The organism is Allobranchiibius sp. CTAmp26, assembly GCF_017565405.1.
Lineage (GTDB): Bacteria > Actinomycetota > Actinomycetes > Actinomycetales > Dermatophilaceae > Allobranchiibius.
In genome coordinates, this window is record NZ_JAGEKR010000004.1 from 17,483 (window position 1) to 38,355 (window position 20,873).

Genomic DNA, 20,873 nt, shown 5'->3' on the forward strand with positions numbered 1-20,873 from the left:
CGGTGTCAGGCGCGCGTGCCGTCGGCGACGAGCACAGCCGAGCCCTCGTCGAGGGGCGGTAGTCGCCGCTGGTGTCGCGCCAGCACGCGCACGAGTCCTGCAACGGCGATGGCCGCCGCACACACCGTGCACACCGTGACGATCTGTACGGCGCTGCCGTGCCACAGCAGGGCGATGGCCAAGGCCTCGACGACCACGGCGCCCCAGGTGAGCGCGCCGAGCAGGTGCTCGCCGGCACCCATCTCGGAGAAGAGCCAGATCTGCGCGAGGGCCCACGCGATGCCGAGCACCACGCAGGCCTGCGCGACGTGCCCGTAGTCGGCGTACTCGCCGCCGCCGGCGACCCGCACCCAGAACGACGGGCTGATGCTCACCACCCCCAGGCCGACCAGGCCGATGCCGAGCACGAGCCCGCTGGCTTTCAGCAGCGTGCGGGTGGCGCCTGCGCCGCGCATCCGTGGCACCACGATGAGCGCGATGAACTGGGTGCCCCAGCAGATCGCCCGCCCGAAGGTGGAGGCCAGCGCGTACCCGCCGGAGTTGTGCGGTGACAGGTAGTGCCGGGCCAGGAGCACGTCGATGCTGGTGAGCGCGATGAGCGCGGCCAGGGTGGAATTGGAGCGCAGCATCTCCGCTGCCAGGCCGTGGCCGCCACCGGCGATGCGGCGTACCTCGGTGCGGCAGAGCGCGGCGCCGACGAGCGCGGTCGCGATCGCGGCCAGCAGCATCACCGCGAACACCTCCACGACGGAGAAGCCGGCGACGGTCGCGACCACCGCGGCGGCCAGCCGCGTCAACGCGGTCACCACATAGAGCAGCGACAGCGCGCGCAACCGGTGGGCGCCGAGCAGGACACCCTGGAAGCAACCCGTCAGTGTCATCGGAAGGAGCGTCGCCCCCATCAGCACCGGGGACCACGCCGAGCTGAGGTGGAACGCGTCGCGCAGGCCTGCCGAGCCGAGCGCGGTTGCGGCGAAGAGCACCACGGACACCCCGGACGCGAGGCGCAGCCCGGTCGTGACCTCGTGCCGCGCGCTAGCCGCGACGCGACGCGCGATGACGACCTGGAAGGCGCCCGCGGGGATCGCGAGCAGCACGCCGAACGTGCTGAGCGCGGAGTATCCGCCGAAGTCCTCCGGGCCGAGGGTGCGCGAGAGCATGAGGACCAGCAGGTAGCCCAGCGCGTTGGAGACACCCATCGCCACCCCGAGCAGCGCACCGAGCACCGCGCCCGCCCCGGCGGCCGGCTGCTGGGTCCCCAGCGCGCCCTGCCCGTCGCGACCGTCGCGCGCGTCGGACGTACTGGCATCGATTGTCACAAGTGGGGGCCTTCGGGCGGGGGAGTGGCGTGCGGCGCGCCGCAGCGCACGTGACCCAGGTTACCCACGGGTTATATTTGCTCGCAGCCCGAACGGCCGCGCACCGCCGCACCCCGTGAAGTCCGGTGCGCCCGGCCAGATCCGAAGCTCGCCCCTCGTCCGCGAAAGTTCCCACCCCGTGCGCCGACCCGCTGTGCCCGTCATGTTGCGCACCGCCGAACGGTCGGACGTGAAGTACGCCGTCTCGGTCGCGGCGCTCCTGCTGGTCCTCGCGGTCGTGGTCTTCCTCAACGGGTACGGCCACTTCTACACCGACATCAAGCCCGAGGTCTATCTCGCGCCGTGGTCGATGGTGCACCAGTACCTGTCCTCCTGGACCGGCACGCCGTACCTCGGCGCACCGAACTTCAACGTCGGGCTCGTCCCGGTGCTGGGTGTGCTCGCCCCGCTGCGGGCGATCGGTCTCAGCGCGGGCACGACGTTCCGGATCTTCCACTTCGCGCTCTGGGCGCTCACGGCGTGGGGCGCCAGTCGACTGCTGCGCTCCCTGTCGCCCCGTGCCGATCGCTGGGCCGGGCTCGCCGCGGGTGTCCTGTACGTCGCGAATCCCTATACGGTCCAGGCCGGTTCGACCCTGGCGATCGCGCTTCCCATGGCTTTGCTGCCCTGGATGATGCTGGCTTTCGTCCGTGCGCTGCGGGCGCCTCGCGGGTGGCGCTGGCCGGCGGTCTTCGGGCTGATCTTCTTCGCGATGAGCGGCATGAACGTCGCTGTCGTGCCGATCCTGCAGCTGTTCGCGCTGCTGCCGCTGATGGTGTTCGCCCGCCGCAGCTGGCAGATCGGCTGGCGCGACATCCTGCGGGTGCTCGCCAAGTGCGCGCTCTTCGTCGTGGGCCTGTCCGTCTACTGGCTGGTGCCGGCCGCCGCCGCCCTGTCGACCGGGTCGCAGATCGTCGACAGTTCCGAGACCATCACCGGCATCGCCAAGGTCGGGTCGTTCCCGGAGGTCCTGCGCGGTCTCGGCCTGTGGCCGCTCTACGGGCACGACGCGAACGGGCCGTGGGAGGGCCAGTACGCGTCGTACCTCACCAGCCCGTACATCATCGTGTTGACAGCACTCTGGCCGGTGCTCGGCCTGCTCGCGCTGCGCTGGTGCCGCGGTCTGCTGCGCGGACTGGTGATCGGTCTCGCGGCCGTCGCCGCGATCATCGAGGTCGGGGCGTTCCCGGCGCAGGCTGCTCCCGCCTCGCCGTTCGGGCATGTCGTCGTCGGTTTCCTGCAACTGCCCGGTATGTCGGCGTTCCGCACGACGAACAAGATCGGCGCCCTGCTGGCGCTGGGCTTCGCGCTCGCGCTCGGTTTCGCGGCGCGGACGGTGTGGCGCAAGATCGCCCACCTGGACTTCTGGGCACCGCTCGCGGCGGTGCTGGCCGTGATCCTGGTCACCGGCTGGATCTCGCCGGCTCTCACCAACCGGCTCTATCTGTCACCGATGGACATCCCCGACTACTGGCATCAGGCCGCGGCCGCGATCGACAAGGGCGACTCGAACGCCTCGGTGCTGTTCCTGCCCGGCCAGACGCGGCCGTCGTACCGCTGGACGGTGCAGCGACCCGACGACGTCGCCAACTCCCTCTTCCGTCGTGACGTGATCATCCCCGAGACGACCCCGAACGCCTCGGCACCCGGCGCCAACTACCTCACCGCGCTGAACGACACCCTGCAGAACGGCGTGGTGCCGCCCGCGGCGATGTCGGCGTACGCGCGGTACCTGGGCGCCGACACGATCCTGCTGCGCCACGACATCGACTGGGAGGACGCCGGTGGCGCCCGTCCCGCGGTCACCGCCAGGATCCTGGCGAGCGATCCCGGGCTGTTCGGCGCAGGGAACTTCGGCTTCGACGGTGAGTACACGCTGGGCACGGGCACCAACCCGGAGGCGTACGGCGAGGACCAGCTGCCGCCGCTGCAGCGGTACGACGTCACCGACCCGCTCAACTCGGTGCGGGCCGAACGCACCGACAACTCGCTGCTCGTCGCAGGTGACGGGTCCGGGGTCGCGCAGATGTCCGCGGCCGGGCTGCTGCGCACGTCGCCGTCGTTCCAGTACGCGCAGGATGTCGACACCCACGCCCTGACCTCGCTCCTCGGGGGCGCCCACCGACTCGTCCTCACCGACACCAACGCGCGCCGGGCGGCCATCACCAACCGGCTGAGCAACGGCGAAGGGCCCCTGCTCACGGCCGCGCAGACGCCGAAGAGCACCCACGCCCTCGGCACCGACCCCGACGACCAGACCGTGATGGTGCCCTCGGGTGCCCAGGTGAGCGCGACGTCGGAGGGCGGGGCGTTCTTCGACCTGCCGTACGCCAGCCCGCAGAACGCCCTGGATGGCGACCCCTCGACCGCATGGCTGTTCGGCGACTTCGGGCGCGCGAAGGGTCAGAGCCTGACCATCACCGAGCCCACCCCGGTGGCGCTCGGCACCGTCCGGATCGAGCAGGCCTCGGTCGGCCGTTCCAAGATCGACCGGCTGACCGTGACCGCGGGCGGTCGCTCGGTGACCCGGCGGATGCCCGATACCGGGTACGCGTCCTTCCCGATGGGCAACGTCCCGGTCAGCAGCGTGAAGGTCACGGCCGACTCCCAGCGCGGTGGTGGATACAACCTTGTCGGCATCGCCGACATCCGGATGCCGGGGCCGCTCGCCGTCCGCACCGCTCGCACGCCCACGACGTTCTTGAACGAGTACGCGAAGCTCGACGCGGCCGGGCGCGCGGCATTCGACAAGACGCCGATGTCGGTGCTGCTCACCCGCCTGCAGGGCACCCCGTCGACGGCCGACGACGAGGAGACCGGCCTGCGGCGCATCGTCACCCTGCCCGACGCGCGCACCTTCACCAGCGCCGCCGACGTGCGGGTGGATGGACCGATCGAGCCGGTGTACGACCGGGTGGCGGGCTACTCCACCGCGGTGCAGGCGAGGTCGTCGGCCTTCTACTTCGACAACCCGGCGCAGCGGGCGTCGATGGCGGCCGACACCGGTGCGAAGGCAGGCAGCACGGCCTGGGTGCCGGGCGACGGCGTCCGCAACTCCTGGTGGCAGATCGCCGGACCCACCCGCTCGATCGACAGCGTCTCGGTCCGGCAGAGCCCGGCGGCCGACGACCACACCGAGGGCGCGGCACGCACCCAGTGGGCCACCAGCGCGGTCGTCACTGTGGACGGCAAGCGGGTCGCGACCACGAAGCTGACCCGGAACGGCACCACGAATCTGACCTTCCCGCAGGTCACCGGCCGCACTGTCCGGGTCACCTTCACCGGTGCCACGACGCCGGTGCGGGGCCTGCCGGCCCGTTTCCCCAGCATCGACACGGGGATCTCGATGCGCACCGCCAGCGCCGGACCGTTGGACCAGGTCGGTGGCGAGGGTGCCCGGTGCCTCACCGTCGCCACCATCGACGGCCAGCCGATCCGGATGCGCCCCACGACCTCCACCCTCGCCGGCGCCTCCGACGAGGGGACCCGGTGGACCGGGTGCGCGCGGACGTCGCTGCAGGCCGGGTCCCGGCGCATCGAGCAGGCGCCCGGGTTCACCCTCGACTCGGTCGCCCTCACCGACACCCGCACCGTCACGGGCGCGGTTCCGGCCGCGCCGGTGGTCACCGACGTCCACAACTCGGCCCCCGCCAAATCGCTGAAGGTGCGTTCCGGCGGGGCGTTCGCCGTGGTGATCAGCCAGAGCTTCGACCCCCGGTGGCACGCGACCGCCAACGGCAAGGACCTCGGGGCGCCCGTGGTGCTCGACGGGTACTCGGTCGGGTGGGAGCTGCCGGCCGGCGGCAGCTACGACATCGAGATCCGGTACGGGCCGCAGCGTGCCTCGGACATCGCGCTGGCAGTCTCCGGGATCGTGCTCTTGATCGCGATCGCGCTCGGCACCGGAGTGTGGCGTCCCGTGCGGCGTCGCATCGCCGCGAGCCGGACCGGTCGCGACGACGACCATGACGATGACCGTGTCGACGACGACGCCACCCCAGGGGCCGGCCGCGAGACCGTGCTGCCGGCCCGCCGGGGTCGGCCGTTGCTCCGCCGGCGGCCGAAGCATCTGTCCGAGCCGGAGCCGGAGCCCGAGCAGGCGGACGCACCGACCCACTCCGAGGCCTCGGCTGCCGTGCCGCACGGCGATGCCGGACCGTGGCCCGGTCCGATGCGCAGGATCGCCGTCGAGATCGCCCTCGTGCTGGCCGCGACCTTCTTCCTGGGGTATGCCGGGCTGGTCACCGCACTGCTCCTGGTCGCCCTGCTGCGCTGGGCGCCGTTGCCGTCGGAGTGGCTCATCACCGCCGGGGTGTGCCTGATCGGCGCCTCCGTGGTGGTCTATCTGATCGTGCTGTGGGCCAACGGCCTCACCGGACAGGTCAGCGCGGACTCCGTGGCAGCCAGTCTGTGGCCGCACTACCTCGGCGCGGCCGGGCTGCTGGTCGCGCTCGTCGGGGCGCTGCGCGACTACCTGCCGCCGGCACCGACGCCTGCCCAGACGCCCCACGACCCAGCCCAGGACAAGGAACCGGAGTACGCCGGTGAACACCACCACTGAGCACGACGACGGACTCGTCTCCGTCGTCGTCCCCACCCGCGACAACGAGCGCACCATCGACGCCTGCCTGGCGTCGGTGCGGTCGCAGACCCACGGCGACCTCGAGCTGATCGTCGTCGACAACCACAGCACCGACGCCACCCCTCGGATCGCCGGCCGGTACGCCGATCGCGTCATCACCGCGGGCCCGGAGCGGTCCGCGCAGCGCAACACCGGCATCGCGGCGGCCCGAGGGGAGTGGGTGCTGTGGCTGGACAGCGACATGATCCTGCCCCCGGCCAGCATCGCGGCAGCCCTGCGGACGGCCCGCGACACCGGAGCGGTCGGGGTCGCGCTGCCCGAACGCACCATCGGCGACGGCTTCTGGACCGCGTGCCGGGCCCTGGAGCGCGAGTGCTACCTGACCCAGCCCTGGCTGCACAACCCGCGGCTGGTGCGGCGCGACTTCCTGGTCGGTGACGGCGGTTTCCGGCTCGACATGTCCGGCCCGGAGGACGCCGACCTGCGGTTGCGGATGCACGCCGCGGGTGCCCGTATCGAGCTGGCGGACATCCTGGTCGACCACGACGAGGGCCACCTCACCGTGCCGGACGTGCTGCGCAAGCGCTACTACTACGGGCGCAGCATCCCCGCACTGCAGGGCCAGCACGGCGGCGCCGTCGGTGCCCAGGGACGGGCGTTGGTCAAGTCGTACGTCGACGCCCGCGGCCTGCTCGCCCGCGACCCCGCGCATGCAGCCGGGATGGTCCTGCTGCGCGGGCTGGAGGTCGTCGGCTACACCCTCGGCGCGCGCCGGGGGCGCCGCGACCGGCGTACGGCGTCCACCGAGGGCCCCGCGAAGGCGACCACGTGAGCCGTCGGCTGCTGTGGGTCTCGCTGCCCGACCAGCGGGCACGGCGTGAGCTGTACTGGATGTCCCGGATGCCGCAGACGCAGGTCACCGCGCTCGCCGCACAGCAGCCGGTCGGGGACATCGAGTGGGTGCCCAGCGCGTACCGGCGTCCGGTGAAACGCTTCGTGGAGGCGGGCGCGCTGGCCTGGGTGCAGGGGCTGGGCGACCAGGACCCCGCGGCGTACGACTGGGTGGCGAGCCTGGAACTGTGCTCCCTCGTCACCGGGCAGGCCGCACGATGGCGCTCACGCGGCACGCGGCGCCCGCTACAGGCCGTCATCACGTGGGAGAACCTGCCGAATCAGCCGCTCTACAAGATCCCGCCGTACCGCCAGGCCGTGCACGCCAGCCGGGGCGCCGACCTGCTGCTGTGCATGGTCGACGCCGCGCGAGATCACCTGCTGGAGAACGGTTTCGACGAGCAGCGCATCCGCGTGGTGAAGCCCGGCGTCGACACCGCGCTCTTCACCCCGGCGCCGACCCCGGCGACCGAACCGGTGGTGGTCTTCACCTCACCGCTCGCGCAGAACAAGGGCATCGACCGGGTCCTCGACGCGATGGCGCTCGTACGCCGCAGCGTCCCCGAGGCACGGCTGGTCGTGGCGGGCAACGGACCGCTGCGCGACCGCGTCGAGCGGGAGGCACGCGAGCACCCCGGACAGGTCGAGCTGCGCGGCAGCCTGGACGCCGCCGGCGTCGCGGACCTGCTGCGCTCGGCCGCGGTCTTCTGCACCGCGCCTCGCGCGACCTGGAAGTGGACCGAGCAGTTGGGGCTCGCCTATCTGGAGGCGCAGTCCTGCGGGCTGCCGGTCGTGACCACCCGGTGCGGCACCAACGACGAGGCGGTGCAGCCGCCGAACCTGCTGGTCGACGACGACGTGGAGCAGCTCGCGCAGGGTCTGCTGCACTTCCTCACCGACCTGCCGCACGCCCGCGAGGTCGGAGCCGCCAACCGGGCCCGGATGCTGGCCGAGCACGACCTGCCGACGCAGTGTGCCCGGATGGGGGAGGCGTTCGCCTCGGTCGAGGCGCAGCACCGGTGACCACGACCGCGATGGCGACGCGCCCACGCCTCGGCGTTCGCGGTGTCGGTGCGCTCGTCGGCCTGCTGAGCGGCGTCCTCGCGCTGGGCCCCGCGCTGCGACCGGGCTACCTCCTCTTCTACGACATGGTCTTCGTGCCGCGGCTGGACCTGTCCGACCGCACCCTGGGCGTCGACGGCAGCGTCCCGCGCGCCGTCCCCAACGACCTGGTCGTCGCGCTCGCCTCCCACGTCGTGCCCGGCTGGGTCGTGCAGAAGGCGTTGCTGCTGCTGGTCTTCGTGGGGGTCGGCGCGGGCGTCGGCGGTCTGATGTCCTCGCGGCTCGGTGCGGGCGCCGCCGCGCTCTTCGCGAGCTGGAACGCCTACCTCGCCGAGCGTCTCGCCATCGGTCACTGGGGCTTCCTGCTCGGGTACGCCGCTCTGCCGTTCCTGGTGGCGGCGGCCTCGGACGTGCACCTCGGCCGCGCTCGCGGTCGGCTGCGGCTCGGCGTCTGGACCGTCGTCACCGCCCTGACCGGATCGACCGGCGCGATCCTCGGTCTGATCGTGACGCTGGCGGTGCTCCTGGTGCCCACGCGGTCTCAGCCGTCGGGTCTGCGTCGTGTTCGTCTCGGGCGTGAGATCGGCTGGGCTCTGCTCGTCTTCGTGTTCGCGAACGCGCCGTGGTGGTTCCCCTTCCTGTTCGTCGCCCCCTCGGCCTCCACGGGCGCCGGGGACTCGGCGGGAGTGACGGCGTTCATGTCGCGCGCGGACACGTCGTGGGGGGTGCTCGGTTCGCTGCTCACCGGTGGCGGCATCTGGAACGCCGGCACCTGGACCCCCGGCCGTTCCTCGGCGGTGGTCAGTGGTGTCGCGCTCCTCGTGGTGCTGGGTTGTGTCGGGTACGCCGGGTGGGCCCGCGCGTGGCGACGTTCGCCGGCGTACGCCGGGCTCGCCGTCGCCGGTGTCGTCAGCCTGATCATCGCCGGTGCCAGTGCGGTGCCGGGCGGTCGGCAGCTGGTGACCGCCGTGGTCACGGACCTGCCCGGTGGCGGCCTGCTGCGCGACTCGCAGAAGTTCGTGGCGGTGTGGGTGCTCCTCGTGGCCGTGTGCGCGGGCCTGCTCGTGGAGAAGGTCCGCGACCTCGGGCGGAAGGTCGGCGCGGATCGCACGGCTGCGGTCGGGGTCGGGCTGCTGGTGGCGCTGTGGCCGCTGGTGGTGCTCACCGGTCTGGCCTGGGGTGAGGGCGGGCGGTGGTCCGCCGTGACGTACCCGACGTCGTACACCGCCGTGCGGGACCGGGTCGCGGCGCTGCCGCCCGGCGCGGTCGCCGTCTTCCCCTGGACGCTCTACCGGCGGTACGCGTTCGACCACGACCAGGTGGTGCTCGATCCGTGGCAGCGGCTGCTGGACCGGCGGGTGGTGGTCAACGACGACCTGCCGCTGTCCTCGCAGGTGGTGCGCGGCGAGAGCACCGACGCCGCCCGCATCACCACGGCGCTGGAGAGACGCACCGACGTACGCGCGGCGCTGCAGGCCGCGGGGGTGCGGTACGTCCTGGTCGAGACCGACCAGCCGAGCGACCCGGCGACCGCGTTGCCGTCGGCGCTGCGCGCGAATCCGGTCGCTCGCGAAGCCGGGCTGACGCTGTACGACCTCGGCCCGGCGCCTCGGCTGCCTGCCGGCCCCGGTCCGTGGCGCTACCTCGGCCTGGTGGGACTCGCGGTGACGCCGTTGCTGCTGGTGAGGGAGGTGACCGCGACGCGCCGAAACGTGGTTACCGAAGAGTTACCTGCGTGAGCGGTCTGTGGTTATGATGAGCGCAGACTTCCTGCGAGGCACTGGTGCAGGACCGAGACGTCAGAAGGAATGACACACGACATGGACCCGACGAACCTGAAGCTCGCCTACAACATCGGCGGCGGACTGCTCGGCGTGATCCTGGCGTTGCTCGCCATCTTCGGACTCGTCGCCCAGCAGAACTCGGTGACCCAGCCGCAGAAGTACAGCTCGCAGATCAACTACGACAGTTCGAACTGACCCGAGCCCCACAGTTCTCACGCGAGAGCGGCCGATCCCTCCAGGGGTCGGCCGCTTTCTGCATGCTCAGCTCGCACGCTCGACGATGGCGCACCTATGGCCGAGTGACACAGGTAGGCCTGCGTCACTCGGGCACAGCTGCGTCACCGTGGAGGTCGGCGAGCGGTACGCCGCCGTCAGCGGGGGACGGTGGCCGGCTCGTCGACGGGGTCCGCGTCCACGTCTACGTCCACGGTCGGCACACACGCGCGATCGGTGTCGTCGAGTCGGCTATCACCGGAGATGAGCGCAGCGACCGTGACGGGCGCTGAGCCGTGCATGCCGTGCACCTGCTGCAGGTCCACCGACGCCGGGCCCAGGGTGGCCGGCTGATCGGGCCGCGCCCGGTGACCGAGCACGGAGTGCAAGGTGTGCTCGAGGCGTTCGGCGGCCGACCACCAGCTGAAGCTGTGCGCGTGGTCGCGGGCCGCGGCGCCCAACTGACCGCGCAGACCGTCGTCCTGCAGGATCCGGCGCGCCTGGGCGCGCATGTCGGCGTAGTCCTTGGACAGCAGACCGGTCAGCCCGTGCAGGATCGACTCGCTCGGGCCGCCGGCCTCGGCGAAGGCGATGCTCGGGGTGGCGTGCAGGCCGGCCTCGACGATGATCAGCCCCCAGCCCTCCTTGTGCGAGGGCACCAGCATCAACCAGGACCGAGCCAGCAGGGTGTGCTTGGTCGTTTCTTCCACGAACCCGTGGAAGTGCACCCGGTCGGCGACACCCCGCTGCGCGGCGTGCTCGCGCAACTGCGGTTCCCAGTAGCCCGATCCGACGATGTCCAGCGACAGCGTGGGCAGCACGTCGGTCAGGTCGGCGACCACGTCGATCGCCAGCTCGACCTGCTTGTGCGGGACCAGACGGCCGAGCACGGTCATCGACGGCTCGGCCGACCGGGCCACGGAGCGGTAGGAGTCCAGATCGGCCGGGTGGTCGTTGCCGGAGTAGACCAGGTCGACCCGCTCGGGCTCGATGCCCAGGGAGGCCAGATCGGCGCGGGTGGCCTGGGAGACGGTGACGTAGCGCGAGTGCCGGTAGACCCGCGGCGCGACCTTGCTCTCCAGGAACCACCCCACCGCGGCGATGGGGCCCGGGAAGAGCGAGCGCCACTGGTCGCGGTGCACGTGGTGGGTGATGTTGACGACCGGGTTCCGCGCGAGCAGCGGCGCCCAGAACGGCACCCCGTTCTGCACGTCGAGGACCACGTCGTAGTCGCCGCGGTGCCGGGCGGCGTACAGCAGTCCCCGTAGGTAGCAGGTGAACCGTCCTCCGCGGCGTACGACGTCGACGTCGCCGTGCCGATCGACGGCGCGGGCACCGGGGAATCGGCTGGTGAAGATGGTGACGCGGTGACCGCGTTCGGTGAGGATCTGCGCGGTCCGCTCGGTGAAGGTCTCCGCGCCGCCCGCCTCAGGGTTCTCCCGGTCGCGCCACGAGAGGTAGAGAATGCGCATCGGCACGTTGCTGGCCGATGTCGTGTCAGCGTTGCCGCTCACCTGCACTCGTGTACTCCTCGTGGAATCGGGCGTCCGCGTCGGCAGGCGATGCCGGCGGCCTGGTGCGCCGTGCCGTCCACCGGGTCGTGCGCGCACCGACGGATAGGGTAACGCCGAAGTTACTCCTAGGTAGAACTTGTAGGTAAGAACGGGAAGGAACATCAGCCGAGATGGCCGCCACCGGGGTCGCCGCGATCCGCGAGGACTGCGAGATCTGCCGTGCCCGGATGCGACCGTTCGCGCTGCGTGGTGGCGGGGAGCTCGCCCGCTGTGAGCGATGCGGCCATCTCCTGCGCGATCTGGACGAGGCACCCGGTGCGCATCGCGACCTGGCGTACGGCGGTGAGCCCACCCTCGATCGGATCCGTCTCGACCTGACCTACCGGGCGATGCGGCGGGCCGCGCCGGGCGGGACGCCGCGGTCGGTGTTCGAGGTGGGGTACGGGAGCGGGTCGATGCTGCGGCGCTTCCTCGACGGCGGTGCCTCGATCGCGGGGGCCGACCCCGACCAGCTGCGGATCGACGTGGACCCGCGCGTGGTGGCCCAGGGCAGGTTGTCCGGTGGGGCCGTGGAGGACGTGCCGCGCGACGGTGCGGACCCGGTCGATCTCGTCTACGGGATCCACGTGCTCGAACACGTGGTGGATCCGGTGGCGACCCTGGCCGTCGCGTTCGAGTTGGTGCGTCCCGGGGGGACGGTGCAGTTCTTCACCCCGGCGGGTGACAGCGACGGCGTACGCCTCTACGGAGCGGCCTGGTGGATGCTCGAGGACCCCACCCATGTGCGGTTCTTCACGGCCGACAGCCTCGCGCGCGCCGCGACGGACGCCGGGTTCGTCGACGTCGAGGTCCGGCGACCGGTCCTGGACAGTCTGACGACCGACGCCGCGAGCGCCGTACGCCGCTGGCGCCCGGCGTCTCGCCCGCGCGGCGTCCTCGCCTCCCGGGGTGTCATCGCGACCGGGCTCGCTTCGGCGCCACTGGTGCTGGCGGCCCGTGCGGTCCGGCCGGGCCTGCGACCGACTCTGCACCTGATCGCCCGGCGGCCGGCATGAGCGCGCAGCGTCGCGGTCTCGCGCGGTCCGCCCGTCTCTTCCACGCGTTCACCCTGGAGCAGACTCGGCCCGATGTGTTCTACGGCGCGCTGGCGGCCGACTCGATCGAGCTGCTGCAGGAGCTCACCGACCTGCGGGGTGCGTCCGTGCTCGACGTGGGCGCGGGCCCGGCCGAGTTCGCCAGCGCGTTCCGGGCAGCCGGTGCGCGCTACGTGCCGGTCGACCACGACCCAGCCGTCTCCTCGGTGCACGACGGGGGGCTGGTCGCGACCGCGGCGGCCCTGCCGGTGGCCGACCGCAGCGTCGACCTGGTCTTCAGCAGCAACCTGTGGGAGCACGTCCAGCACCCCGAGCAGGTCGCCGACGAGATGGTGCGGGTCGTGCGCCCGGGCGGGTTGGTCTTCCTCTCCTACACCAACTGGCTCTCGCCGTGGGGCGGGCACGAGACGTCGCCGTGGCACTGGCTGGGCGGTGAGCGCGCCGCGCGCCGGTACACCCGCAAGCACGGGCACCCGCCGAAGAACACGGTCGACCACACGCTCTACCGGATCAGCGTCGCGCAGGGCCTGCGATGGGCGCAGCGTCACCCCGAGGTCGAGGTGCTGGTGGCCCGCCCGCGGTACCTGCCCGACGTGGCCCGGCATCTGCTGAAGGTGCCCGGGCTGCGGGAGCTGCTGACGTGGAACCTCCTGCTCGTGCTGCGTCGACGGTGATGTCCGGCGACGCGCGGACCCTCCGCGTCGTGGACCGGGTCACTCGCGAGCAGCCGGACGGCGCTCTGCCGGACCGGGCACGCGTCGTCCGCGTCCTGGCCGTCCTCGCCATGGCCCTGCTGCCGTGGCTCGTCGCGCCGGGACAGGTGCAGCCCGACACCAAGATCGACCTGACGCTCTCCCCATGGACGTATCTGGCCCGCTCGGTCGACGCCTGGAACGGCCACGCGGGCCTGGGCGAGCTGCAGAACCAGGCGTACGGCTACCTCTTCCCGATGGGCCCCGTCTTCGGCATCGGCCATTCCCTGGGTCTGCCGGCGTGGGCGTGCCAGCGCGTCTGGTGGACGATCCTGCTGCTGGTCGCCTTCCTGGGCGTCGCCCGGCTGGTGCGCGAGCTGCGGCTCGCCGGACCGTCCGTCGCGCTGCTGGCGGCTGCGGCGTACGCGCTGTGTCCCCGGGTGCTCACGCTCCTCGCCGAGAACTCCAGCGAGGCGTGGCCGATGGCGGTGGCGCCGTGGCTGGTGCTCGCCGCCAGGCCGCTCGTGCGCGCAGACCTCGACCGGCGCGGCGTGCTGCGCGCGGTCGCGGTCGGCGGATTGCTGGCCGCGGCGCTGGGTGGGGTCAACGCCGCCGCGTCCGGGCTGATGCTGGTCGTGCCGTTCCTGTTCCTGATCACCCACCCGCGGGGGCGTCGCCGCATCGGGTGGTGGGCGGTCGGCGTCCTGGCCGGTGCGTCGTGGTGGCTGCTGCCGCTGCTGGTGCTCGGCGGGTACGGGTACCCGTTCCTGGACTTCATCGAGACCGCGTCGATGACCACGGCGGTCACGTCCACGCCGAACGTGCTGCGGGGCGACTCCGACTGGATCGCCTACATCCTGGACTCCGCCGGGCACCCCACCTGGCAGGCGGGCTGGACCAGCGCGCAGTCGCTGGTGTCGATCCTCGCGACCAGTGCGGTGGCGGGCGTCGGGCTCGTCGGCGTCGCCCGGCTGCGCTCGCACCTCGGCCGGTTCGCGGTGCTGAGCGTCCTCGTCGGCACCGTGTTCATGACGGTCGGGCACCACGGGGTCGTCGGTAGTCCGGTCGCGGTGCAGGTGCGCGCGCTGCTGGACGGATCACTGGCGCCGCTGCGCAACGTCCACAAGGCCGACGCGCTCATCCGGCTGCCCGTGGTGCTCGGACTGGCCGTGGTGCTGGACCGGTTGCGCCGCTCGCGTGAGGTGGCCGCGCGCCTCGTGGCCGCCGCTCTCGTCGTCCTCGTCGCAGCGGCCATGACCCCGATCTGGCAGGGCCGGCTGGCTGATTCCGGCGGCTACCGCGCTGTCCCCGCCTCGTGGTCGGCGATGGCACACCGCATCGACGCGGCGGCCGAGCGAGCCGGTGGGAGCACCCTGCTCTTCCCCAACGCGCGCACCGCGACCTACGACTGGGGCACCACGAGCGACGACCCGATGAGCGCGCTCGCGGCCTCCCCGCTGGTGTTCCGGGCCGCAGCGCCGCTCGGCGAGCCGGGTGCGACCCGGATGCTCGACACCGCCGACCAGCTCGCCGCCTCCGGCCAGGTGCAGCCGGGCCTCGCGGCGGGTCTGGCACGGATGGGCATCGCGCGCGTCGTGGTGCGCCACTCCATCGCCTCCACCGTGGGGGCGCAGCCGTGGTCGCTGGTCGAGGCCACCCTGCGCCGGTCGCCCGGATTCGCGTACGCCGGATCCACCGGCACCGGCACCGGCACCGACCGCCTCACGCTGTGGACGGTCGGCGGATCGCAGACCGTCGCGGCGTACCCGCAGGGCCACGACCTGCGGGTCGTCGGCGGCCCGGAGTCCGTCTTCGACCTGTCGACCGTGGGCGCGCTCTCCCCGAACGACTGGACGCAGGTGGTGGGAGGTACGACGGGCGCGGGCGGCGCCGTTCCGGACGTCGTGACCGACTCCCTGCGGTGGCGCTCGTACAACAACGGTGTCTCCGCGACCGACGGCTACAGCCCGACGCTGACCCGTGACGACACCACGCCGGACCACATCGGCGCCCGCGACCTGCCGCCCGGCGGCGACCCCGCGAGCCAGCCGGTGCGCGCGCTGATCGGGATGACCTCGTGGTCGGCCTCGTCCTCCGGCGCGGACCCGACCGCTGCGACGTACGCCGGGCCCGGAGCCGGCATCGCGGCCGCCTTCGACGACGACCCGGCGACCGCCTGGCGCACCGGCGATCACGAGGCGACCGCGAGCCTGTCGTTCACCCCCAGCGCGCGAACGCCGCTGCGCGAGGTCGACGTCGACCTCGCCTCCGGCCCCGGGCTGGACCGGATCGGTTCCCTGCGCCTGTCAGTGGGCGCGGTGCGCGGTCCGACGGTGCAGGTGGCGCGGGGGCAGACGGCCGTGCGCCTGCAGCTACCGCGCGCCGCGACCGGCACCGTCCGCGTCGAACTGCACGTCGCCGGCGTCCCCACCGACCCGGTCATGGGTCTGACGGGGGTGTCCGTGCCCGGGCAGCGCCTCGGCAGCGTGATCGCACTTCCGGGCCGCGTCGACCCGACCCGGACGTCGGTCCTGTTGCGGCGCGATCCGCGCGAGCGCAGCACCGCGGCCGCCCAGGGCGAGGACCCCGCGCTGCTGGCTCGCCGGGTCACGTTCTCCCGGTCGGGTCCGGTCGCGCCGAGCGTCTGGGTGCGATCCGAAGGCGGGCACGCCGGTGGACTGCAGCTCGCCTGCGGCGCGGCCGGTGTGCTGCACGTCGGGACGACGTCGGTGCCGTTGCGGCTGACCGCCTCCGCAGCGCAGATCGCGCAGGGAGCGCTCCTGCACGCGGCGCCGTGCACGACATCGGCGGCCGTCGCTGCCGGCCCCCAGACGGTGTCGGTCACCCCCGGCAGCGGGGTGCGCGCCGAACTGGTCTACCTGCAGCCTCGGTCGGCGGCGGGCGTTGGCACGGCGACCGATCGGACCTCCGTGTCCGCGCGCGCGTCCGGGGCGCTGCGGTCAGGAGACGGAACCGTCCGTGTCGATGGGGGAGGCACCCGGGTCGTGGCACTGACCGAGGGCTACAACCGCGGGTGGCACGCCTCGCTCGCGGGCCGCTCGCTCCCGACGGTGCGGGTGGACGGCTGGCGACAGGGGTTCGTGGTGCCACCCGGACCGGCGGCGACGGTGCACGTGACGTTCGGGCCCACGCGGTGGCAGCGCGCGGGCCTGCTGGTGGGCGCGCTGGCAGTCCTGGCGCTCGCCGCGCTGGCCGTCGCGACCCGCCGACGCACGCGACGGGTCCCCGCGCATGAGATCGACCCGACGGACGTCGAGAACGAGACCGGTGGGGGCGTCGTCGTCGCCGCGGTGCTGTCCGTCGGCGTGGGGGTGTTGATGAGCGGCCCGGCCGGTGCGGTCGTCGGCGTGCTCTGCATGCTGGTGCCGCGGCGGCTGCTGGGCTGGGGGATCGGCGGGTCGATGGCGCTCGCCGGGGTGCTGCTCGCCGGGCTCGGTGTGGTCGACCAGCGGTCGGCCGGGGCGATCCTCGGTCAGCTCGCCGGGACGGTCACCGCGTGCCTGCTGGCACGGTGTCCTCCGCGGCGGCGGACCGGGTCCGCTGATGGGCCCGCGCCAGCACCGGACGCTCCACCAGGCTCACCGACATCCTCGCCACCACCACCGACAGCGCCGTCACCGCGACCAGCGTCGTCGTGAACGCTCCGGTGAAGAGTCCGCGCGAGGTCACCAGGTAGACCACCTGCAGGGCCAGCACGTGCCAGAGGAAGACCGGGTACGACGCGTCGCCCAGCCAGCGCGCGGCCGGCGATCCGGCGGCAGCCCGCGCCACGGCGCCGCGCACCGGGCTGGTCGCCGCCAGCACCAGGAGCCCGGCGATGGCCGTGTAGAGGAGTTCCTTCACGACGGCCTGCGCGGGCGTCGGCGACTGCAGGTCGACCGGGCCGGCCAGGGGAGTGGCGGCGAGCAGATAGAGCAGCGCGGCGCCAAGCACGACGACGCCGGGGTTGGTGCGCGCGAAGTCCAGCCACCGGCCCGCCGTCGTCGACACCGCAATCGACCCGGTCTCGGAGAGGACGGCGAGCGCGGCGCCCGCCGCGAACCATCCCGCGTGACCGAGCACCGAGGTCGCCAGCACCCCGGCGCCGGAGTGCGGATCCACCCCGGTCCAAGCAGCCGAGGCACCCTGGGCGACCAGCCCGAGCAGCAGCGCGCCGCCGAGGACCGGCCACACCCTGCGCGGGCGCTGGGCCAGGCGTCCGAGAGCTGTGCCGATGACGGGCACCAGCACGTAGAACGTCACCTCGGTCGTGAGACTCCAGGTCTGCGAGAACGACTGGTACGAGTGGCCGGAATACCCCTGCAGCACCACCACGTGCAGGGCGATGTCGACGGGCGACCCGACCCCACCGGTGCGCACCGGTGCGAGCGCCGCGACCGCGAGCACGGCGGCCAGCGCGACCCAGTAGGCGGGCAGGATGCGCGCCGCGCGGCGTACGGCGTAGCGGCGCAGGTCGGGCCTGGGTCGGCCCGCCAGCCCGGCACGCAGGAAGGGGCGCAGCAGCAGGAACGCCGAGATGGCGAAGAACACCGCGACCCCTGCGTCACCGCGTGCGAGCAGCGGCCCGGAGACGTCCAGGTGGTCGGCGCCGGTCCAGAACGCGACATGGGTGAGGAGCACGAGGGTGGCAGCGAGCGCGCGGAGCAGATCGAGCATGGAGTAGCGGCGCACGCGTTCTGTGACCCCCGTTACTCTCCAGTAGTCTGCACGGACGCCTGCGGTGGACGACGTCGCACGAGATCCCTGATCCGCCGGGCGCGTCCCCGCTCCTACCTCGGGCCCGGGGTCCACCACGTTCAGGAGGCTAGCCGCCGATGACTGCCGAGGGGGTCGCCCCCACCGATCCGTCGGTGCTCGACGCGACCCGACCGGTGTTGCGGGCGCGCGCCCCTCTGCGGATCTCCTTCGCCGGGGGTGGCACCGACGTCTCGCCGTTCCCCGAGCGCGAGGGCGGCGCCGTCCTCTCCGCCACGATCTCCAGCTTCGCCTACGCGACGTTGCGACCACGCCGGGACGGCCGGATCACCGTGCAGTCGCTGGACTTCGGCACCTCGATCGGCTTCGACGTCGACGATCCCGTGGAGTTCGACGGTGAGCTGGACCTGCCGAAGGCGGCCATCGCGCGGGTCCGATCGATGGGCGGCGCGATGCCCACCGGGGGCTTCGACCTCTTCCTGCACACCCAGGCGCCGCCGGGGTCCGGCCTCGGCTCCTCCAGCGCGGTGATGGTCGCAGTGATCGATCTGGTCGCCCAGCACTGCGGGGTGGACCTCACGCCGTACGAGATCGCCGAGCTGGCCTATCGGCTCGAACGCGAGGACCTCGCCATCCCGGGCGGGTCGCAGGACCAGTACGCCGCGTCGTTCGGGGGGTTCAACTACATCGAGTTCCGGCCCGACGAAGTGATCGTCAACCCGCTGCGGGTGCGCGACGCCACGGTGCACGAGCTGGAGCACAACATGCTGCTGGCGTTCACCGGTCGCACCCGGGTCAGCGACCACATCATCGCCGACCAGCGCAGCCGCTACGAGACCGGGAACGCCGACGCGCTCGAGGGTCTGCGGGCGCAGAAGGAGCTGGCCGAGCGGATGAAGGTCGCCCTGGTGCGCGGCGAGGTCGACCGGTTCGGGCGGCTGCTCGGCCAGGCCTGGCAGGAGAAGCGCAAGATGTCGTCGCGGATCAGCACCCCGCTCATCGACGAGGCCGTCACCGCCGCGTTGGGATGCGGTGCGCTCGGCGGCAAGGTCACCGGCGCCGGCGGCGGCGGCCACCTCATCTTCGTCTGCGAGTTCGAGCGCAAGCACGTGGTCGCGGACACGCTCCTCGAGATGGGTCTGACCCTCTCGGAGATCACCTTCAGCAAGGACGGCGTGACGACGTGGAGAGGCCAGCACTGATGGACGACGGACAGCATCGCGCGGCGCACCCGCTGCACGAGGCGAGCGAGCACGACGTACGGGCCGCCGTGCAACGCCGCCTCGGCGAAGGCACCGACGCGTGGGCGGCGCTGGCCGTCGCGCTGCGGGACCCGGCGCTGGAGACGGAGGTGCAGGCGGCGGGTACAGCGCTCGTACAGGCCCTCGTCGCCGGCGGCACGCTGCTGGTGGCCGGCAACGGCGGCAGCGCCGCGATCGCCAGCCACGTCGCCGCGGAGTTCATCGGCAAGTGCATCCACGACCGAGAGCCGCTCCCGGCGGTGAACCTGGCGGAGTCCCTGTCCTCTGTCACCGCCGTCGGCAACGACTACGGCTTCGACCAGATCTTCCGTCGCGGGGTCGCGGCCCTCGGCCGGCGCGGCGACGTACTGCTCGCGATGAGCACCAGCGGCACGAGCCCGAACGTGCTGCAGGCGTTGCTTCTGGCGCGCGAGCGGGGCCTGCTCACGGTGGCCCTCACCGGCGCCAAGGGCGAGGGCCTGCGGGGAGCGGCCGACCATGTGCTCGTCGTACCGTCCGCGGACACGCCGCGTATCCAAGAAGTGCACATGCTGTGGACCCACGCCTGGTGCGAAGCGGTCGACGTGCTGGCGAATCCGCAGTCGGCACACTGACTCACGGGCACCCGCCGCGCGATGGCGGAACGTGTGACACACCTCGCATTTTTCCTGCTACTCTCCGGTAAGTTTTGTCAGCCCCTGCCACGGAGGTCCTCGTGCGGAAGTCCGCCATTGTCATCGGTTTCGGAGCGTTCTTCCTGACCCTGGCGCTGCTCTTGCAGTTCTACGCGTTCGAGAAGTTGACCGTCATCCCGGCGGACACCAACACCCAGCAGGTCCTCTCGGACAACAACGCCAAGTTCTTCGACGCGGACACCCTGAGCTTCAAGCAGGGTCTGGTGACCACCCGGCAGACGGTCGTGGCCGACAAGAAGGCCTCCGATGCGGAGGGCAAGAACTCCATCGTCCTCAACATCAACCAGTCGACGGACAACAACAACCAGGCGCCTCCGATCGACGCGTTCACCGCGCACCTCGCGCTGGACCGCCACACCGGCAAGGTCATCGACTGCTGCAACGACAACATGAACGGCAAGCCCGTGCAGCACCAGGGCTACACGGTGAAGTTCCCGTTCGGCGCCGGCAAGGGCAGCTACCCGTACTGGGACAACACGCTGCAGAAGCCGATGACGATGAAGTTCGCCGGCACCGACAAGATCCGTGGATTGTCGGTCTACCGCTACCACGGTGTGGTGCCCCAGACGACGTACACCAAGCAGGCCATCCCCGGCTTCGTCTTCGGCGGTGCCAAGGACAGCCCCGGTGTGACCGCGGACCGTGCCTACGCCAACGACCGCACCATCTGGGTCGAGCCGCAGACCGGCGCCTTCATCAAGGTGGAGGAGAAGGAGGTCGTGACGCTCACCGACCCCGCGAACGGCAAGTCCGTCAAGGGCATCGACACCGACCAGGTGATGAACGACGCCACGGTCAAGGCCAACGTCGATGAGTACAAGGGCAAGGCCAGCCAGCTGAAGCTGCTGAAGCTCATGCCGTACGTGCTGGGAATCCTCGGTCTGATCCTGCTGGTCGTGGGGGTCGTGCTGCTGCTGGCCGCCGGCCGCCGTGACCGCACGGGGCGGGCGGACGACACCGATGTCGACAACGACACCCGCCGCGGCGCTCGGCACGCCGAGGGCGACGGCGACGACTACGCGAGGGCCTGA

13 protein-coding genes and 1 pseudogene are annotated in these 20,873 nt (G+C 72.2%); 11 read left to right on the forward strand and 3 right to left on the reverse strand.

Features of this window, described 5'->3' with window-relative positions:
- Positions 1-5: 5 nt before the first annotated feature.
- A complete protein-coding gene (locus J4030_RS02970) occupies positions 6-1,319 on the reverse strand; it encodes an oligosaccharide flippase family protein (RefSeq protein WP_208047722.1) in 1,314 nt (437 codons plus the stop codon).
- 202 nt (positions 1,320-1,521) lie between these two features.
- On the opposite strand from J4030_RS02970, the gene J4030_RS02975 reads away from it, so the two are divergent.
- The 5 genes from J4030_RS02975 to J4030_RS02995 all read left to right on the forward strand — a co-directional run bounded on the left by J4030_RS02975 (position 1,522) and on the right by J4030_RS02995 (position 9,872).
- Positions 1,522-5,919: an alpha-(1->3)-arabinofuranosyltransferase family protein gene (locus tag J4030_RS02975; protein WP_208047723.1), complete on the forward strand. Its 4,398-nt coding sequence runs from the start codon at positions 1,522-1,524 to the stop codon at positions 5,917-5,919.
- Positions 5,903-6,772 (forward strand): glycosyltransferase, encoded by an 870-nt coding sequence (locus tag J4030_RS02980; protein WP_208047724.1) that lies wholly within the window; start codon positions 5,903-5,905, stop codon positions 6,770-6,772. The genes J4030_RS02975 and J4030_RS02980 overlap by 17 nt, the downstream gene beginning before the upstream one ends.
- On the forward strand, positions 6,769-7,854 hold the full coding sequence (locus J4030_RS02985) for a glycosyltransferase family 4 protein (RefSeq protein WP_307864530.1): 1,086 nt from the start codon (positions 6,769-6,771) through the stop codon (positions 7,852-7,854). Before J4030_RS02980 ends, J4030_RS02985 begins: the two co-directional genes overlap by 4 nt.
- Positions 7,851-9,632 carry a hypothetical protein gene (locus J4030_RS02990; protein ID WP_208047725.1) on the forward strand — a complete coding sequence of 594 codons (1,782 nt, stop codon included), beginning with the start codon at positions 7,851-7,853 and terminating at the stop codon, positions 9,630-9,632. Before J4030_RS02985 ends, J4030_RS02990 begins: the two co-directional genes overlap by 4 nt.
- Positions 9,633-9,713: 81 nt before the next feature.
- Positions 9,714-9,872, forward strand: coding sequence for a hypothetical protein (locus J4030_RS02995; RefSeq protein ID WP_208047726.1), 159 nt, complete (start codon positions 9,714-9,716; stop codon positions 9,870-9,872).
- Between the two features lie 176 nt (positions 9,873-10,048).
- On the opposite strand, the gene J4030_RS03000 is transcribed toward J4030_RS02995, so the two are convergent.
- Positions 10,049-11,404: a glycosyltransferase family 4 protein gene (locus J4030_RS03000; RefSeq protein ID WP_307864531.1), complete on the reverse strand. Its 1,356-nt coding sequence runs from the start codon at positions 11,402-11,404 to the stop codon at positions 10,049-10,051.
- Positions 11,405-11,574: 170 nt separating this feature from the next.
- Here J4030_RS03000 and J4030_RS03005 point away from each other — a divergent pair, with 170 nt between their 5' ends.
- From J4030_RS03005 to J4030_RS18440, 3 genes and pseudogenes are all read left to right on the forward strand, one after another.
- A complete protein-coding gene (locus tag J4030_RS03005; RefSeq protein ID WP_208047727.1) occupies positions 11,575-12,459 on the forward strand; it encodes a methyltransferase domain-containing protein in 885 nt (294 codons plus the stop codon).
- The gene (locus J4030_RS03010; RefSeq protein ID WP_208047728.1) at positions 12,456-13,172 is read left to right on the forward strand and encodes a class I SAM-dependent methyltransferase; all 717 of its coding nucleotides are present in this window, start codon (positions 12,456-12,458) and stop codon (positions 13,170-13,172) included. Before J4030_RS03005 ends, J4030_RS03010 begins: the two co-directional genes overlap by 4 nt.
- Before the next feature lie 110 nt (positions 13,173-13,282).
- Positions 13,283-15,172: pseudogene (locus tag J4030_RS18440) on the forward strand (alpha-(1->3)-arabinofuranosyltransferase family protein); the annotation flags it as partial.
- A gap of 1,528 nt (positions 15,173-16,700) precedes the next feature.
- On the opposite strand, the gene J4030_RS17810 reads toward J4030_RS18440, so the two are convergent.
- Positions 16,701-17,882: an acyltransferase gene (locus tag J4030_RS17810; protein WP_307864532.1), complete on the reverse strand. Its 1,182-nt coding sequence runs from the start codon at positions 17,880-17,882 to the stop codon at positions 16,701-16,703.
- A 143-nt stretch (positions 17,883-18,025) separates the two neighbouring features.
- On the opposite strand from J4030_RS17810, the gene J4030_RS03020 reads away from it, so the two are divergent.
- From J4030_RS03020 to J4030_RS03030, 3 genes are all read left to right on the forward strand, one after another.
- Positions 18,026-19,108, forward strand: coding sequence for a GHMP kinase (locus tag J4030_RS03020; RefSeq protein ID WP_208047730.1), 1,083 nt, complete (start codon positions 18,026-18,028; stop codon positions 19,106-19,108).
- Positions 19,090-19,761, forward strand: coding sequence for an SIS domain-containing protein (locus tag J4030_RS03025; RefSeq protein ID WP_307864533.1), 672 nt, complete (start codon positions 19,090-19,092; stop codon positions 19,759-19,761). Before J4030_RS03020 ends, J4030_RS03025 begins: the two co-directional genes overlap by 19 nt.
- 101 nt (positions 19,762-19,862) lie before the next feature.
- Entirely contained in the window at positions 19,863-20,873 is a 1,011-nt protein-coding gene (locus tag J4030_RS03030) for a DUF3068 domain-containing protein (RefSeq protein WP_208047731.1), read from the forward strand.

Coding starts and splice junctions, on each gene's coding strand:
- J4030_RS02975 (WP_208047723.1), top strand. CDS start 1,522: ATGTTGCGCACCGCCGAACGGTCGGACGTGAAGTACGCCGTCTCGGTC.
- J4030_RS02995 (WP_208047726.1), top strand. CDS start 9,714: ATGGACCCGACGAACCTGAAGCTCGCCTACAACATCGGCGGCGGACTG.
- J4030_RS03005 (WP_208047727.1), top strand. CDS start 11,575: ATGGCCGCCACCGGGGTCGCCGCGATCCGCGAGGACTGCGAGATCTGC.
- J4030_RS03010 (WP_208047728.1), top strand. CDS start 12,456: ATGAGCGCGCAGCGTCGCGGTCTCGCGCGGTCCGCCCGTCTCTTCCAC.
- J4030_RS03020 (WP_208047730.1), top strand. CDS start 18,026: ATGACTGCCGAGGGGGTCGCCCCCACCGATCCGTCGGTGCTCGACGCG.